General features: G+C 62.3%; 13 protein-coding genes and 1 pseudogene. 10 read left to right on the forward strand and 4 right to left on the reverse strand.

Annotation, left to right across the window (positions count from 1 at the left end; all coding sequences use genetic code 11):
- The first annotated feature begins 2 nt into the window (after positions 1–2).
- The 4 genes from cysN to EOC93_RS09230 all read left to right on the forward strand — a co-directional run bounded on the left by cysN (position 3) and on the right by EOC93_RS09230 (position 3,726).
- On the forward strand, positions 3–1,940 hold the full coding sequence (gene cysN, locus EOC93_RS09215) for a sulfate adenylyltransferase subunit CysN (RefSeq protein WP_164759094.1): 1,938 nt from the start codon (positions 3–5) through the stop codon (positions 1,938–1,940).
- Positions 1,941–1,950: 10 nt separating this feature from the next.
- Positions 1,951–2,739, forward strand: coding sequence for a 3'(2'),5'-bisphosphate nucleotidase CysQ (gene cysQ, locus EOC93_RS09220; RefSeq protein ID WP_164759096.1), 789 nt, complete (start codon positions 1,951–1,953; stop codon positions 2,737–2,739).
- A 319-nt stretch (positions 2,740–3,058) separates the two neighbouring features.
- Complete coding sequence (locus EOC93_RS09225; protein ID WP_095486102.1) at positions 3,059–3,298, forward strand: type II toxin-antitoxin system VapB family antitoxin; 240 nt, start codon at positions 3,059–3,061, stop codon at positions 3,296–3,298.
- Positions 3,298–3,726, forward strand: coding sequence for a type II toxin-antitoxin system VapC family toxin (locus tag EOC93_RS09230; RefSeq protein ID WP_095486101.1), 429 nt, complete (start codon positions 3,298–3,300; stop codon positions 3,724–3,726). The genes EOC93_RS09225 and EOC93_RS09230 overlap by 1 nt, the downstream gene beginning before the upstream one ends.
- A 138-nt stretch (positions 3,727–3,864) precedes the next feature.
- Here the strand turns inward: EOC93_RS09230 and EOC93_RS09235 are convergent, their stop codons facing one another.
- The 4 genes and pseudogenes from EOC93_RS09235 to EOC93_RS09250 all read right to left on the reverse strand — a co-directional run bounded on the left by EOC93_RS09235 (position 3,865) and on the right by EOC93_RS09250 (position 7,566).
- Positions 3,865–5,007 (reverse strand): DegT/DnrJ/EryC1/StrS aminotransferase family protein, encoded by a 1,143-nt coding sequence (locus tag EOC93_RS09235; protein WP_095486100.1) that lies wholly within the window; start codon positions 5,005–5,007, stop codon positions 3,865–3,867.
- Between the two features lie 246 nt (positions 5,008–5,253).
- A complete protein-coding gene (locus EOC93_RS09240; RefSeq protein WP_095486099.1) occupies positions 5,254–6,177 on the reverse strand; it encodes a carbohydrate kinase in 924 nt (307 codons plus the stop codon).
- Positions 6,174–6,323 (reverse strand): annotated as a pseudogene (locus EOC93_RS35525) (RbsD/FucU domain-containing protein); the annotation flags it as partial. The pseudogene EOC93_RS35525 and the gene EOC93_RS09240, both read right to left, overlap by 4 nt.
- Before the next feature lie 16 nt (positions 6,324–6,339).
- Positions 6,340–7,566 (reverse strand): ROK family transcriptional regulator, encoded by a 1,227-nt coding sequence (locus tag EOC93_RS09250; RefSeq protein ID WP_095486098.1) that lies wholly within the window; start codon positions 7,564–7,566, stop codon positions 6,340–6,342.
- Positions 7,567–7,800: 234 nt separating this feature from the next.
- On the opposite strand from EOC93_RS09250, the gene EOC93_RS09255 reads away from it, so the two are divergent.
- The 6 genes from EOC93_RS09255 to EOC93_RS09285 all read left to right on the forward strand — a co-directional run.
- On the forward strand, positions 7,801–8,817 hold the full coding sequence (locus EOC93_RS09255; protein ID WP_164547250.1) for a sugar ABC transporter substrate-binding protein: 1,017 nt from the start codon (positions 7,801–7,803) through the stop codon (positions 8,815–8,817).
- A gap of 155 nt (positions 8,818–8,972) precedes the next feature.
- Positions 8,973–10,037, forward strand: coding sequence for an ABC transporter permease (locus EOC93_RS09260; RefSeq protein ID WP_095486216.1), 1,065 nt, complete (start codon positions 8,973–8,975; stop codon positions 10,035–10,037).
- Positions 10,038–10,039: 2 nt separating this feature from the next.
- The gene (locus tag EOC93_RS09265) at positions 10,040–10,822 is read left to right on the forward strand and encodes an ATP-binding cassette domain-containing protein (RefSeq protein ID WP_095486096.1); all 783 of its coding nucleotides are present in this window, start codon (positions 10,040–10,042) and stop codon (positions 10,820–10,822) included.
- A gap of 218 nt (positions 10,823–11,040) precedes the next feature.
- Positions 11,041–13,503: a glycogen/starch/alpha-glucan phosphorylase gene (locus EOC93_RS09275; protein WP_095486095.1), complete on the forward strand. Its 2,463-nt coding sequence runs from the start codon at positions 11,041–11,043 to the stop codon at positions 13,501–13,503.
- A gap of 52 nt (positions 13,504–13,555) precedes the next feature.
- Positions 13,556–15,769 (forward strand): 1,4-alpha-glucan branching protein GlgB, encoded by a 2,214-nt coding sequence (gene glgB, locus EOC93_RS09280; RefSeq protein ID WP_127204442.1) that lies wholly within the window; start codon positions 13,556–13,558, stop codon positions 15,767–15,769.
- A gap of 35 nt (positions 15,770–15,804) precedes the next feature.
- Positions 15,805–16,727, forward strand: a 923-nt coding sequence (locus tag EOC93_RS09285; protein WP_164759095.1) for a glucose-1-phosphate adenylyltransferase, incomplete at its 3' end; no start/stop codon positions are given.

A 16,727-nucleotide genomic window follows, 5' to 3' on the forward strand; every position in this document is an offset into this window, starting at 1 on the left:
GCATGCGCCACATCATGGCCAAGAGCCTCGCCTCCACCGACGGCATTCGTGACTATCTTGCGGTGCAGGAACGAAAGTCGCTGCTGCGCTTCCTGACCTGCGGTTCCGTGGACGACGGCAAGTCGACGCTGATCGGGCGTCTGCTTTCGGACACCAAGCAGATTTTCGAGGACCAGCTTGCCGCGCTTGAGCGTGATTCGCGCAAGCATGGGACGACGGGCGACGACGTCGATTTCGCGCTGCTGGTCGATGGCCTAGAGGCGGAGCGCGAGCAGGGCATCACAATCGATGTCGCCTATCGCTTTTTCGCCACGCCGAAGCGCAAATTCATCGTCGCCGACACGCCCGGCCACGAACAATACACGCGCAACATGGCGACAGGCGCGTCGACCGCCGATCTGGCCATCGTGCTGATCGACGCCCGTCAAGGTGTGCTGCGCCAGACAAGGCGCCACTCGATCATCGCCTCGCTGCTGGGCATTCGGCACATCGTGCTCGCCGTCAACAAGATCGATCTCGTGGGCTTCGACAAGGCCGTCTTCGAACGGATCATCGAGGATTTCAGGCAATTTTCGCACAAGCTCGGCTTCCAGACGATCGTGCCGATCCCGATGTCTGCCCGTTACGGCGACAACGTCACCAGCCGCTCGGACAAGACGAAGTGGTATTCCGGGCCGACGCTGATCGAACATCTGGAAACCGTGTCGGTCGATGAAGCCGTTGTCGAACTGCCGTTCCGTTTTCCGGTGCAGTATGTGAACCGCCCCAATCTCGATTTTCGCGGTTTTGCCGGCACGATCGCGTCCGGCTCCGTCTCAACAGGCGACGAGGTCGTTGTCGCCAAATCCGGCAAGTCCGCACACGTCAGGCGCATCGTCTCGCATGGCGGCGACCTGAGCCAAGCGGTTGCCGGCCAGGCCATCACCGTTGTTCTCGACGACGAGGTCGAGGTCTCGCGCGGCAATATGCTGGTGTCGCCGGTGGCGCGGCCTCAGGTCGCCGACCAGTTCGCCGCCAATATCGTCTGGTTCGACGAGCATGCGCTGTTGCCGGGCCGCTCCTATATCCTGCGGACCGAGACCGATCAGACCAGCGCCACCGTCACCGACCTGAAATACCGCGTCAACGTCAACGACTTTGCCCATGAGGCGGCCAAGTCGCTCGAAATGAACGAGGTCGGCATCTGCAACATCTCGACGCGGGCGCCGATCGCCTTCGACACTTTCGCCGAGAACCGAACGACCGGCGCCTTCATCCTGATCGACCGCATCACCAACGCCACGGTCGGCGCTGGCATGATCCTGCATTCGCTGCGCCGTGCCGAAAACATTCACTGGCAATCGCTCGATGTCGGCAAGCACGGCCGCGCCGATCTGAAGAACCAGCGGCCTGCCGTGTTCTGGTTCACCGGGCTCTCGGGCTCGGGCAAGTCGACCATCGCCAACCTCTTCGAGAAGAAGCTGTTCGCCACCGGCCGCCACACCTACATCCTGGATGGCGATAATGTTCGCCACGGCCTCAATCGCGATCTTGGCTTCACCGACGCCGACCGCGTCGAAAACATTCGCCGCGTTGCGGAAGTGGCGCGCCTGATGGCCGATGCCGGGCTGATCGTCATTGTTTCCTTCATTTCGCCCTTCAGCGCGGAGCGGCGCATGGCCAGGGAGATGATGGCCAACGGTGAATTCGTCGAGGTGTTTGTCGATACACCCTTTGAGGAATGCGCCAGACGCGATCCGAAGGGTCTCTATGCGCGGGCGTTGAATGGCGAAATCAAGAATTTCACCGGCGTCGATTCCCCGTATGAGGCTCCTGAAAACCCCGAAATCCATCTCAAGACACTCGGCAAGTCTGCCGAGGAGATGGTAGAGGCCCTGGAACTCTGGCTGAACGAGCGCGACATTGCCGAAAACCAATACGATAGCGGCGGCGGCATCTGACGACGAAGCGATGCTCGGCGTGTTCGAGCGCCTTGCCTTGGCGGCGGGGCGAGAGGTGATGCGGGTTTTCGATGCTGGTTGCGCGGTCGATCAGAAATCAGACAGCTCGCCGGTGACCGAGGCCGATCGCGAGAGCGAAAAGATCATCCTCGCCGGCTTGCGCGCCGCGTTCCCCGACATCCCTTGCGTGGCTGAGGAAGAGGCATCGGCCGGCATCGTGCCGCCCGACCTCGACGACGCCTTTTTTCTGGTGGATCCGCTCGACGGCACCAAGGAATTCGTCAACCGCAGGACCGACTTCACCGTCAACATCGCGCTCGTCCGCCACGGCGTGCCGGAGATCGGCGTGGTCTTTGCGCCATGCACCGGACGCTTTTTTTCCGGCCGGCCGGGCAGGGCGGAAGCAATCGAAGTCGATGGCGACTACCAGATCATCGGCCGTCGGCCGATTTCGGCCAGGGCCGGTGTGGCGCCACTGACCATCGTCGCCAGCCGGTCCCACAACACGCCCGAGACCGAAGCCTATATCCGCACGGTAGGCGCTGCCGAGATCGTCTCGGTCGGCTCGTCGCTGAAATTCTGTCTTGTCGCCGGCGCCGAGGCCGACGTCTATCCGCGCTTCGGCCGCACCATGGAATGGGATACCGCGGCCGGCGATGCGGTGCTGCGCGCCGCCGGCGGCATGACGCGCACGCTTGATGGCAAACCGCTGGCCTACGGCAAGCGCAATCAGAGCGATGACGAGGACTTCGCCAATCCGCATTTCATAGCCAGCGGCAAGGCAGTCGGGCCAACCTGACGATTATAACGTCGCTAGCCCTGCAGGGCGTGGATCGCCGTGCGAAGCATAAATCCGGCTGAGACCGCGCGTCACGATCCCCGCTTCGGTCGTGGCATCTGGCGCACAGAACTCTTCGACGAAACGATTTCGCCCAAAACATCGCCGCTCGAGTTAAAATACATGACCGGCCGCGGGCAATCAGACGTGGCCCCAAGAACAGGTTCTTCTTGGCTACGTTCGCATTCCGCCGCACACAAAACCTTATGCTCTCCTGATGGGCGGTTGCCATCACGTGTTGGCGTTTCTATATGTACGTCTACACATAGGAGAATTCGCTATGCCGCTCAACATTCGCAGTGAAGAGGTAAATATGCTTGCCGAAAAATTGGCGGCGCGCACGCGGTTGAACAAGACGGCTGCCGTGAAGCTGGCCCTGGAAAACGAACTGCGCCGTGCCGAGGAGGCGATTCCTCTGTGGGAGCGGCTGAAGCCTTTGCGCGCGAAAATTGCGGCCTATCCGGACACCGGCCTTGCGGCAGACCGGGCGTTTTTCGATGACCTCAGCGGCGACTACTGATGTTCGTCGATGCGTCGGCAATCATCGCAATTGTGACGGAAGAGCCTGGGGCCGAGAACCTTGCGGCGGCGCTAGATGCCGCGCGCTCGCCGCGGCCGATCACATCGGTCGTGGCTGCATGGGAAGCGACTGTTGGGCTGTTTCGCAAAAAGCGCATTCCCATGGCAGAAGCTGAAGCGCGAGTGCAGGAGTTCCTTGAAGCGGCTGGGGTCGAGGTTCTGGCGATTTCGAGCCGTGAGTTGACCGCCGCGCTGCAAGCCTTCGATCGCTATGGACGGCACCGCTATCCGGACGCTGAACGCAATAGTGCGCTCAATCTTGCCGATTGCTTCCATTATGCCACCGCGAAATCCTACCAAGCGCCGATCCTGACCATAGATGCGGGATTTGCGCTTACCGATGTCGCGACTGTGGGTGCCAAGACTTGAGATATCGGAAGGGGAGGGCGGCCTCCGCCATGCGCTGGCGCCGGGGAAGCGCGTCGTCGCAACTGACGCCTGTTGATGCCGCGATCGGCGTGCTGCTGGAAGGCATACCGGCTAGACTGTGATCGCGCGCGTGAAGCTCTACGCTGCGGCGACGTCCGCCGAATTCGAGCCGATATAGTTGCGGATCGTCTCGATGATCCGGTCCTGATCGGCTTCGCTCAGGTAAGGGTGCATGGGCAGGCAGAGAATCCGCTTTGGCAGCTCCTCCGAAACGGCAAGACCGGACGGCGTGCGCGGATAGTCGCGGTAGGCGATCTGGCTGTGCAGCGGCTTCACGTAATAGATGACCGAAGGAATACCCTTTTCGCCGAGATGCGCCTTGAGCCCGTCGCGCTTCGGCGTCTCGACGGCGTATTGCGCCCAGGCCGAACGGCCGCCGTCCAGGTTGCGCGCCGCCTTGAGGATGTCGCCGAGCCCTTCGGCGTAACGATTTGCAACCGCTTGCCGGGCAACCATCTCGTCTTCGAGAATGGCCAGCTTCTCGATCAGGATCGCCGCCTGCAACGTGTCGAGCCGCGAATTGATGCCGACGCGGACATTGTCATACTGGGTTTCGCCCTTGCCGTGGAAGGCGAACGAGCGGAGCTGTTCGGCCAGCGCATCGTCATTGGTGAACATCGCGCCCCCGTCACCATAGCAGCCGAGCGGCTTTGCCGGGTAGAAGCTGGTCGAGCCGACCGCGCCGAACGAACCGCACATCTTGCCGTCGATCGAGCCGCCCATCGACTGGGCAGCATCCTCGATAACCATCAGCCCTTCGCGGTTGGCGATCGCCATGATCGCCTCGTAGTCGGCGGCAAGCCCGAACAGGTCGACGGGAATGATCGCCCTTGGCTTCAGCCGGCCTTCCGCCTTGATCATGGCGATGGCAGCCTCGAGGCTGGCGATGTCGATGTTGTAGGTATTGGGATCGACATCGACGAAAACCGGCTCGGCCTTGGCCAGCGCCACCACTTCCGCCGTGGCGGCGAAGGTGAAGCTCGGCACGAACACCGCGTCGCCTGGGCCGATGCCGGCCGCAAACAGCGGCAACAGCAGCGCGTCGGTGCCGTTGGCGCAGGCGACGACATGCTTGGTGCCGATATAGGCGGCGAGCTTATTTTCGAATTCGGTGACCTCAGGTCCCAGAATATAGCGTCCCTCATCGACGACGCGGTCGATCGCCACTTTCAGCCTGTCGCGGATTCGTTCGCGCTGCGCGCCAAGATCGATGAACTGCATGTCGGCCTCAAAACGGTACTAGCCAGATAACCGGCCGCTGGTATCAGAGTTGCGCCAGCCGAGAAAGCTGCACGAACCAAACCGCGAATTGCTCAAGTGTCGCAGCCTGTTACCTCTGATTTCCGAGGTGCCCTTTGAAGATGCCGGAAATCCGGGCTTCGTCAGGCATCATTTGGTTTTCATATCGCGTCGCGTCCGGCCGGCGAAACATAAAGTGATCGCCAAGCTGGGTGTATCGCCGTGCAATCAGGCGATTTCGTGCCGCCATGGCGGATTGGCGCCGGCTCGCGACACGGTAACCGCCGCAGCCTTGGCGCCGAGCGTCAGCGCCTTGTGGATGGCGTCTTCCGGCAGATTGGCGATCGCCTCCTTCGACAGCAGGCCTTGCTCGTGCAGCGAGGCCAGGATGCCGGCGTTGAACGTGTCGCCGGCGCCGACCGTATCGACCACCTCGACCTTGTCCGGCACGACCGTGACCTTGTGATCCCTGGTGTAGCCGGCAGCGCCTTCGCTGCCATGGGTGACGACGATCAGGGTCGGGCCGCGATCCAGCCAGTTGCGGACGACGTCTTCGTGCGAGCCGGCTTCGCCGAACCAGTTGAGGTCCTCATCCGACAGTTTCACGATGTCGGCCATCGCCATCATAGAGCGGATGCGCCGGAGATGCTTGGCCTTGTCAGGGATGAAATTGGGCCGAATGTTGGGGTCGAGCATCATGACGCGGCGCTTATGCTCGCGCCGCATGAATTCCTCGTAGGCCGATCCGGCCGGCTCCGAGATCAGGCTGATGGCGCCGAACAGCATGGCTTCGATCTCGCTGCCGAGTTTCGGCAGATCGTCGACGGTCAGCATGCGTCCGGCTGTGTTTTCATCGTAGAACGTGTAGGTCGCCTGGCCGTTGTCCAGCCGCACGAAGGCAAGCGTGGTCGGCCGGGGAGATGTGTGCGCATAGGTGGAACTGACCTTGCTCTCTCCCAGTGCGTCCCTGAACTGGCCGCCGAACAGGTCCGACGACAGGCCGGAAAAGAAACCGGCGGGTGCTCCCAGCCTGCCGAGCGCAATAGCGGTGTTGAACACCGCGCCGCCGACATAGGGGGCAAAGGCCGGCTCGCCCTCCGTCGTGGTACGCGGCAGCATGTCGATCAGGGCTTCGCCGCAACAGAGGATCATGATTTGCAGTTCTCCGGCGGATAGATCACACCCTTGCGGATGATGATGTTGGCGTAGAGCTACGGCTCGTTTGTCGCGACGATCGCGTGCGCGGATCTGACCCGTAGATAGAAGCCGGCGCCGGCAAGCGCAACCGCCTTGCAACCATTCCGACCAGCAAACTCAAGCACTCCTGGAAATCGTCGTCGAACCGATGAGGAAGCGCTCGGAAAGCGGCAGGCTGGCGCCGCCCAGGGCACGTGCATGAATACCGACAGTGCCCTCGCGAACGGCTGGGAGGTTCAGGCCTTCGCCGTCGATGTTGCCGATGGCTTCGACAACGGCATCGACGAGCCGGCGCCGCACGGCCTTCGGCATCCATCCGTCGATCACCGCTGCCTCGAAATCGATAACCGAGGATGCTGCCACGATGGCATAGGCGAGCGCTTGCGAGGCGCAGGCGATCCAGTCGTCAAGCTCGACGCCGATCTCGCCCCAATCCTCCGGTGACGTCCACAGATGCGAGGCCTCGACACCGCGCGCGTTGAGCGCCTTTTCCAGCATGGCGATCGACGCCACGTCGATCAGTTGGGTCGGCTTGCCGTCCGGTCCGGGCACCGGCATCGAACCCAGCGCGCCGGCATTGCCGGTCGGCCCGCCAAAAAGGTGACCGTTGAGCACGATGCCGCCGCCGGCGAAGGCACCGATATAGAAATAGACGAAGTCGCGCGCCGCACCCGCCTTGCCGAACACCAGCTCGGCGCCGCAAGCCGAGGTGGCATCATTCTGCAGATAGACGGGGAATTCGCACTGCGCCTGGATATCGGCGCGGATGTCGCGGTGGCGCCATTCGTCCATGACGTCGCGCGGCGCACCTGCCGTATCGGCCCAGTTCCACAATTCGAACGGCATGGCGATACCGAGCCCGGCAATGCGCTTGTCCTGCGCCGGGGTGAGCTCGCCGCGCATCGTCTTCATGCCGGAGGTGACGAATTCGACCGTCTCGCGCGGTGCCGGATAGCGGTAGGAATGCTGCAGCATCGAGCGTACATTGCCGAGAAAGTCGATCAGCACGAGTTCGGCGCTGCGACGGCCGATCTTCAGGCCGATGAAATAGGCGCCATCGGGATTGAGCGCCATCGGAATGGAGGGTTGGCCGATCTTGCCGCGCAACGGCGCCTGGCGGACAAGGAGCTTGTCCACCTCGAGCTCGCGCATGATGACGGAAACTGTCTGAGCCGAAAGTCCGGTCATGCGCGCAATGTCGGACTTGGCCAGGCTGCCGTGCCGACGCACCAGAGACAGCACCAGCCGCTCATTGTGGTCTCGCATGCCGCTCTGGTTGGTGCCGCGATGAATGCGGCTTTCGGCTGCCTCGGGCGAACCGTGCCCCGTAATGCCGGTCTCCACCCTTGTTCCTCCCGTCGTTTCCCCTCAAAGCTTTTGGGGCCAGAATGAGTGAACGATGCAGTCCTGTCAATAATAAATAAGAGTGATTTAATTATTGACAGAAACCTCGGCCTGGTGTTGTGTTGGGCCAGGCGTCCACGCCGGGAGAAGTCGTCTGGATGCTTGTGCGGATGCCGGTTGGCCGGCATCCGAAATGGTTCCACTGGGAGGAAAATCGTGACCAAGACAGCACTATTGAAGTCCACCGTTTTTGCCGCGGCCGGACTGGGTCTGATGGCGTTCACCTCGGCCGCGTCCGCTGCCGACGTCGGCGCCTGCCTGATCACCAAGACCGACACCAACCCCTTCTTCGTCAAGATGAAGGAAGGCGCGGCCGCCAAGGCCAAAGAGCTCGGCGTTGAGCTTAAAGCCTACGCAGGCAAGATCGACGGCGACAGCGAGAGCCAGGTGGCGGCGATCGAAAGCTGCATCGCCGACGGCGCCAAGGGCATCCTGATCACCGCGTCGGACACCAAGGGTATCGTCCCGGCGGTGAAGAAGGCACGTGACGCCGGTCTGCTCGTGATCGCGCTGGACACGCCGCTTGATCCGCTCGACGCCGCCGACGCGACCTTCGCGACCGACAATCTGGAGGCCGGCAAGCTGATCGGCGCGTGGGCCGCCGCGACGCTCGGCGACAAGGCGAAGGATGCCAAGATCGGCTTCCTCGACCTGACGCCCTCGCAGCCGACGGTCGACGTCTTGCGCGACCAGGGCTTCATGATGGGCTACGGCATCGACGTGAAGGACCCCAACAAGATCGGCGATGAGGACGATGCACGCATCGTCGGCCACGATGTCACGAACGGCAACGAGGAAGGCGGCCGCAAGGCGATGGAGAACCTTCTCCAGAAGGATCCCGGCATCAATGTCATCCATACCATCAATGAGCCGGCAGCCGTCGGCGCCTACCAGGCGCTCAAGGCCGTGGGCCTCGAAGGCAACGTGCTGATCGTCTCGGTTGACGGCGGCTGTCCCGGCGTGAAGTCGGTCGCCGAGGGCGTGATCGGCGCGACCTCGCAGCAATATCCGCTCCAGATGGCGGCACTCGGCATCGAAGCGATCGCCGCTTTCGCCAAGGATGGGACGAAGCCCAAGCCGACCGAAGGCAAGGATTTCTTCGACACGGGCGTGAACCTCGTGACCGACAAGCCGGCGGAAGGCGTGAAGTCCATCGACACCAAGGAAGGCCTCGCCAAGTGCTGGGGCTGATGCCGGTCTGACAGGCAACAGAACCGATCGGCCGGGGGCTTGATCCCCGGTCGTTTCGGGCGGACGATGCGCTATCGCAAGCGCGAACAATTCCGGCGGCAGATCGGGAATGGTTGGACGGGCGTCGGCGTGGCTGAGGCCCCATGGGAGGAAACATGGCTCAGGTTCAGGAATTCGAAAAGGCTCTCTCGAACAGCGAGACAAGCGTTGCTGCTTTTGACGAGCACGGCACGTCGATCGTCAAGCGCATCCAGCATTTTTTGCATTCCACTCCGGCTGCGGTGCCGCTGATCGTGCTGGTTCTGTCGATCGCTGTCTTCGGCGTCACCATCGGAGGGCGGTTCTTTTCGTCCTACACGCTGACGCTGATCCTGCAGCAGATTGCCATCGTCGGTATTCTCGGAGCCGCGCAGACGCTGGTCATCCTTACAGCCGGCATCGACCTGTCAATCGGCGTGATCATGGTGATTTCGGCCGTGATCATGGGCAATTGCGCGGTCACCTATGGTCTGCCGACCTTGCTTGCGGTGGTGATCGGGCTTGCCGCCGGCGGGGCCTGCGGGCTGCTCAATGGGCTGCTGGTCGCCTACATGAAGCTGCCGCCCTTCATCGTCACGCTCGGCACCTGGAACATCGTCATGGCCACGAACTTCATCTATTCGGCCAATGAGACGATCCGCGACGCCGACGTCGACGTCCAGGCGCCGCTGCTCCATCTGTTTGGCCTGAACTTCAAGATCGGCACAGCGGTGCTGACAATCGGCGTCATTGCCATGGTCGTGCTGGTGCTGATCCTGTGGTACGTGCTTAATCACACGGCATGGGGCCGCCATGTCTACGCCGTCGGCGATGATCCGGAGGCGGCAAAACTGTCGGGCATCCAGACCAAGAAGGTGCTGATCTCGGTTTACACCCTTGCCGGGCTGATCGCCGCTTTCGCTGCCTGGGTCTCCATCGGCCGCAACGGCTCGATCTCGCCGTCCGCCGCTGTAACCGACTACAATTTGCAGGCGATCACCGCGACGGTGATCGGCGGCATTTCCCTCTTCGGCGGACGCGGGTCGATTCTGGGCACGCTGTTCGGCGCTATGATCGTCGGCGTCGTTTCGATGGGCCTCAACATGCTGGGCGCCGATCCGCAATGGAAAGTGCTGCTTACCGGTGTGCTGATTATCGGCGCCGTGGCAATCGACCAGTGGATCAGAAAGGTTTCGGTGTAACCATGACCCAGGAGCCCATCCTCACCGCGCGCGGCCTCGTCAAGCGCTATGGCCGCGTCACCGCACTGAATAGCTGCGACTTCGATCTCTATCCGGGAGAAATCCTGGCCGTGATCGGCGACAACGGCGCAGGCAAGTCGACGCTGATCAAGGCGATCTCTGGCGCCGTGATTCCGGACGAGGGGACCATCGAGTTGGACGGCAAGCAGGTGCTCTTCAAGTCGCCCATCGAGGCCCGCGAGGCCGGCATCGAAACCGTCTACCAGAACCTGGCGCTATCGCCGGCGTTGTCGATCGCCGACAACATGTTCCTCGGTCGCGAGATCCGCAAACCGGGTTTTCTGGGCGACTGGCTGCGCATGCTCGACCGGCCGGCCATGGAAAAGCGCGCCCGCGACAAGCTCACCGAACTTGGCCTGATGACCATCCAGAACATCAGCCAGGCCGTGGAAACGCTCTCGGGTGGCCAACGCCAGGGCGTGGCGGTAGCGCGGGCCGCCGCCTTCGGCTCGAAGATGGTCATCATGGATGAGCCGACAGCGGCGTTAGGCGTCAAGGAGAGCCGCCGCGTGCTCGAACTGATCCTCGACGTGAAGAAGCGCGGCCTGCCGATCGTGCTGATCTCGCACAACATGCCGCATGTCTTCGAGGTGGCCGACCGCATTCACATCCATCGGCTTGGCCGTCGCCTCTGTGTCATCGATCCCAAGCAATATACGATGTCCGACGCCGTCGCCTTCATGACCGGAGCGAAGCTTCCGCCGGAGGCGGCGCTGGCGGCCTGATGCATGTCGCCCAAAAGTGCGTAGCGGTTTTGGGATAACGACATGCACGCATCGCGGAAGCCGCCCAAACGCGACGCGCTTTAAGTTGCTAAACTGCCGCAGGGTAAGCTGCCCCGCGGCAATCTAACTCGATTGAATGTATAACAAAATATGCGCTAGCATGGGCTGGGAGGAATGGTGAAAGCCAGTATGATCATGGCAACCGCACGAGAGGCGACATGACGCACGCGATGGCATCCAAAGCTCCCATTCTCGAAACCCCAGATCCCAAGACGCTCGCTGACGAAGTCCTGAAGGCCCTCAAATACAGGGTCGGCAAGGGCACCGCAGTCGCCACGCAATACGACTGGCTCACCGCCTCGATCAAAGTCGTGCGTGACCGCATCGTCGATCACTGGATGCAGGCGACGCAAGAGGCCTATGCCCAGCAGGAAAAGCGCGTCTACTATTTGTCGCTGGAATTCCTCATTGGCCGCCTGATGCGCGACGCCTTCTCCAACCTCGGCCTGATGGACAATATGCGCGAAGCGCTGCGGTCTCTCGGCGTCGACCTCGATCTCATCGCGGCCCTCGAGCCGGATGCAGCGCTTGGCAATGGCGGTCTCGGTCGGCTCGCCGCCTGCTTCATGGAAAGCATGGCAACCGTCGACATCCCCGCGCATGGCTATGGCATTCGCTATGCCAACGGCATGTTTCGTCAGGAAATCCACGATGGCTGGCAGGTCGAACTGCCCGAGACCTGGCTCGATCACGGCAACCCCTGGGAGTTCGAGCGGCGCGAACGCTCCTTCGAGGTCGGTTTCGGCGGCGCGGTGGAATCGATCACCTCGAAGGACGGCAGGCTTGAGCGCCATGTCTGGAAGCCGATCGAACATGTTCTGGCGGTTGCCTACGATACGCCGGTGGTCGGTTGGCGGGCCAACCGCGTCAACACGCTGCGGCTCTGGTCCGGCATGCCGATCGATCCGATCCTGCTCGACAAGTTCAACGCCGGCGACCACATCGGTGCGCTCGCCGAAAGCAACAAGGCCGATGCTTTGTCGCGCGTCCTTTACCCCGCCGATTCCCACAAGGCCGGTCAGGAGCTGCGGCTAAGACAGGAGTATTTCTTCTCGACCGCCTCGCTGCAGGACATCATCCAGCGTCATCTCAGCCAGTATGGCGACCTGCAGTCGCTGCCCGACAAGGCGGCGATCCATCTAAACGACACCCACCCGGCCATCGCGGTGCCCGAGCTGATGCGCCTGCTGATGGATGTCCACGGCATGGACTTCGACCAGGCCTGGAGCATCACCAAGCGCACTTTCGGCTATACCAACCACACGCTGCTTCCCGAAGCGCTCGAAAGCTGGCCGGTGCCGCTGTTCGAGCGGCTTTTGCCGCGCCATATGCAGATCGTCTACGCCATCAACGCTGAAGTGCTGTTGGAGGCGCGCGCCTCCGACCAGTTCTCGGATGAACAGATCGGTCGCATCTCGCTGATCCAGGAAAATGGCGACCGCCGGGTACGCATGGGCAATCTGGCCTTTGTCGGCTCGCACTCGATCAACGGCGTATCAGCCCTTCACACCGAGCTGATGAAGGAAACGGTGTTTGCCGACCTTCACAAGCTCTACCCCGACCGCATCAACAACAAGACCAACGGCATCACACCGCGTCGTTGGCTGATCCAATGCAATCCCGGTCTTACCGCGCTCACCCGCGAGGCAATCGGCGATCGCTTCCTCGACGACATCGACGCGATCAAGGAGCTCGATGCCTTTGCCGACGACGCCGCCTTCCGCGACAAGTTCGCGGCCGTCAAGCGGGCGAACAAAGTCAGGCTTGCCAATCTCGTCGCCGACCGCCTCGGCATCAAGGTCGATCCCTCGGCGCTGTTCGACATCCAGATCAAGCGCATCCACGAATACAAGCGCCAGCTGCTGAACATCCTCGAAGCGATCGCGCTCTACGACCAGATCCGCTCCCATCCGGAGCGCGACTGGATGCCCCGCGTCAAGTTTTTCGGCGGCAAGGCGGCGCCCAGCTATCACAACGCCAAGCTGATCATCAAACTCGCCAACGACGTCGCCAAGGTCATCAATCGCGACCCGGCCGTTCGCGGCTTGCTGAAAGTGGTGTTTGTGCCGAACTACAATGTCAGCCTGGCCGAGATCATGATGCCGGCCGCCGACCTTTCGGAGCAGATATCGACCGCCGGCATGGAAGCCTCCGGCACCGGCAACATGAAATTCGCGCTGAATGGTGCGCTGACCATCGGCACGCTCGACGGTGCCAATGTCGAGATCAAGGAATGCGTCGGCGACGACAACATCTTCATTTTCGGCCTGACCACTGAGCAGGTCGCCGAGCGGCGCAGCAACGGCTACGATCCGCGATCCGTGATCGAAGCCTCTCCCGAACTGGCGCAGGCGGTGGCTGCCGTTTCGTCGGGCGTCTTTTCGCCTGACGATCCGGAACGCTATCGCGACCTGATGAACGGCCTCTATCAGAGCGACTGGTTCATGGTCGCAGCGGATTTCGATGCCTACGCCGCCACCCAGCGCGACGTCGACGCCGTCTGGCGCAACAGCCCGGATTGGCACGCCAAGGCAATCCGCAATGTCGCCCGCGTCGGCTGGTTCTCGTCCGACCGCACGATCCGCCAATATGCGAAAGAAATCTGGAACGTGCCCGTTTGATATGATTGCATGAGGCCACGAACAACGTGGTCCCGGGGAGGGTCACTGCCTGATGAGGAAGCCGCGCGCGACCGCTGCGACAAGCGGGCCGGATGGACTGGCGTCAGCCGGTGATGTCGCGGCGATTGTCGCCGGCACGCATGGTGATCCTTTCGCTGTCCTCGGTGTGCACGAGGTTGACAAGGGCTTTGTCGCCCGCTGCTTCGTCCCTCATGCCGAGCTCGTCACTGCCTACACGCTGACCGGCAAGAAAGCGGGCGAACTCCCCAGGCGTGACGAAGGCGGCTTCTTCGAGGGCAGGCTGTCGCTCAAAAAGCGCCAGCCCCTGCGCTATCATGCGCGCAATGCCGGCGGCGACTGGTGGCTGACCGATCCCTATTCATTCGGTCCGGTGCTCGGTCCGCTGGACGACTATTACATTGCCGAGGGTTCGCATCTCCGGCTGTTCGACAAGCTCGGCGCGCATCTCATCGACCACGAGGGTGCGTCCGGCGTGCATTTCGCCGTCTGGGCGCCCAATGCAAGGCGTGTTTCGGTGGTCGGCGACTTCAACGAATGGGACGGCCGCAGGCATACGATGCGCGTCCGCCGCGACACCGGCATCTGGGAGTTGTTCATTCCCGACATCGGCGCCGGCCGGCCCTACAAATACGAGATCATCGGACCCGATGGCGTGAGGCTGCCGCTGAAGGCCGATCCGTTCGCCTTCAGGTCCGAACTGCGCCCGGCCACCGCTTCGGTGACGGCGCTTCCGCCGGCGCATCAATGGGGTGACGAGGCGCACCGCAATTTCTGGCGCAACACCGACCCCAGGCGCGAGGCGGTGTCGATCTATGAGGTCCATGCCGGCTCCTGGCAGCTTCACGACGACGGCAGCTTCCTGTCGTGGGACGAACTCGCCGAAAGGCTGATCCCCTACGTCGTCGACACGGGTTTCACCCATATCGAATTCATGCCGATCTCCGAACATCCCTATGACCCGTCCTGGGGCTACCAGACGACAGGCCTCTACGCGCCGTCGGCCCGCTTCGGCGATCCGGACGGTTTTGCCCGCTTCGTCGACGGCGCCCACCGCGCCGGCGTCGGCGTCATCCTCGACTGGGTGCCGGCACATTTCCCGGTGGACGCGCATGGCCTGGCCAATTTCGACGGCACCGCGCTCTATGAGCATGCCGACCCGCGCAAGGGCTTCCATCCCGACTGGAACACGGCGATCTACAATTTCGGCCGGCGCGAGGTCGTCTCGTTCCTCGTCAACAATGCGCTGTTTTGGGCCGAGAAATACCACGTCGACGGTTTGCGGGTCGATGCCGTCGCCTCGATGCTCTACCTCGATTATTCACGCAAGGCCGGCGAATGGATTCCCAACGAAAAGGGCGGGCGCGAGAACCTCGAGGCGGTCAGCTTCCTCCAGAGGATGAACAAGGAGGTCTATGGCCATCATCCGGGAGTGATGACGATTGCCGAGGAATCGACCTCATGGCCAAAGGTCTCGCAGCCGGTGCATGAGGGCGGACTGGGTTTCGGCTTCAAGTGGAACATGGGCTTCATGCACGACACGCTGGAGTATTTTTCCAAGGAGCCGATTTTTCGCAAGCATCACCACAACGATATCACCTTCGGCCTGGTCTACGCCTTCTCAGAGAATTTCGTGCTGCCGCTCTCCCATGACGAGGTCGTGCACGGCAAGGGCACGCTGCTCGGCAAGATGGCCGGCGACGACTGGCAGAAATTCGCAACGCTGCGCGCCTACTACGCCTTCATGTGGGGCTACCCCGGCAAGAAGCTGTTGTTCATGGGACAGGAATTCGCCCAGCGCCGCGAGTGGAGCGAGGCGCGCGCGCTCGACTGGAACTTGCTCGATTTCCGGCTCCACCGCGGCGTCCGGCAAACGGTGCGCGATCTCAACTATCTTTACCGTTCGCGCCCGGCGCTGCATGCGCGCGACTGCGAGCCGGAGGGCTTTTCCTGGCTGATCGTCGACGACAGCGCGAACTCCGTCTTTGCCTGGCTGCGTAGCGCGCCGGGCGGAAATCCGGTCGCCGTCATCTCCAATTTCACGCCCGTGCCACGCGACAATTATCGCGTGCCGTTGCCGACGGCCGGAAAATGGCGCGAGATCATCAATACGGACGCCGCCGACTATGGCGGTTCCGGCAAGGGCAATGGCGGCGCCGTCGAGGCTCGGGCGGAAGGAGGAAGCATCTCGGCGACGATGCTGTTACCGCCGCTGTCAACGATCATGCTCGAATTTGCTTCGGAATGAGCGATGTCTCGCAGCGCGTAACTTGGGAGGATAAAATGGCAGAGATAAAACGAACCCAGCCGCTGGCGCGCGATGCCATGGCTTATGTGCTGGCCGGCGGCCGCGGCAGCCGGCTCAGGGAGTTGACCGACCGACGCGCCAAGCCGGCGGTCTATTTCGGCGGCAAGACGCGCATCATCGATTTTGCGCTCTCCAACGCGCTCAATTCCGGCATTCGCCGCCTCGGCGTCGCCACGCAATACAAGGCGCATTCGCTGATCCGCCACCTGCAGCGCGGCTGGAACTTCCTGCGGCCCGAGCGCAACGAGAGCTTCGACATTCTGCCGGCCAGCCAACGCGTGTCGGAAACGCAATGGTATGAGGGCACGGCCGATGCCGTGTACCAGAACATCGACATCATCGAGGCCTACGGGCCCGAATACATGGTCATCCTGGCCGGCGATCACATCTACAAGATGGACTACGAGCTGATGCTTCGCCAGCACGTCGAAGCCGGAGCCGATGTCACCGTCGGCTGCCTCGAAGTGCCGCGCATTGAGGCGACCGGCTTCGGTGTCATGCATGTCGATGCCAAGGACACCATCATCTCCTTCATCGAGAAGCCCGCCGATCCGCCCGGGATTCCCGACAAGCCGGACTTCGCCCTGGCCTCGATGGGCATCTATGTGTTCAAGACCAAGTTCCTGATGGAGCAACTGCGCCGCGACGCGGCCGAACCGGGCTCAAGCCGAGACTTCGGCAAGGACATCATCCCCTATGTCGTCGAGCATGGGAAGGCGATCGCCCATCGCTTCGCCAAATCCTGCGTGCGCTCGACCGCCGAGAACGAAGCCTACTGGCGCGATGTCGGCACGGTCGACGCCTATTGGGAAGCCAATATCGACCTGACCGACATCACGCCGGAGCTCGACCTCTACGATCGCGACTGGCCGATCTGGACCTATGCCGAGCTGAAACC

It is taken from the genome of Mesorhizobium sp. M6A.T.Ce.TU.002.03.1.1, assembly GCF_003997275.1.
GTDB classification, from domain to species: Bacteria; Pseudomonadota; Alphaproteobacteria; order Rhizobiales; family Rhizobiaceae; genus Mesorhizobium; species Mesorhizobium mediterraneum.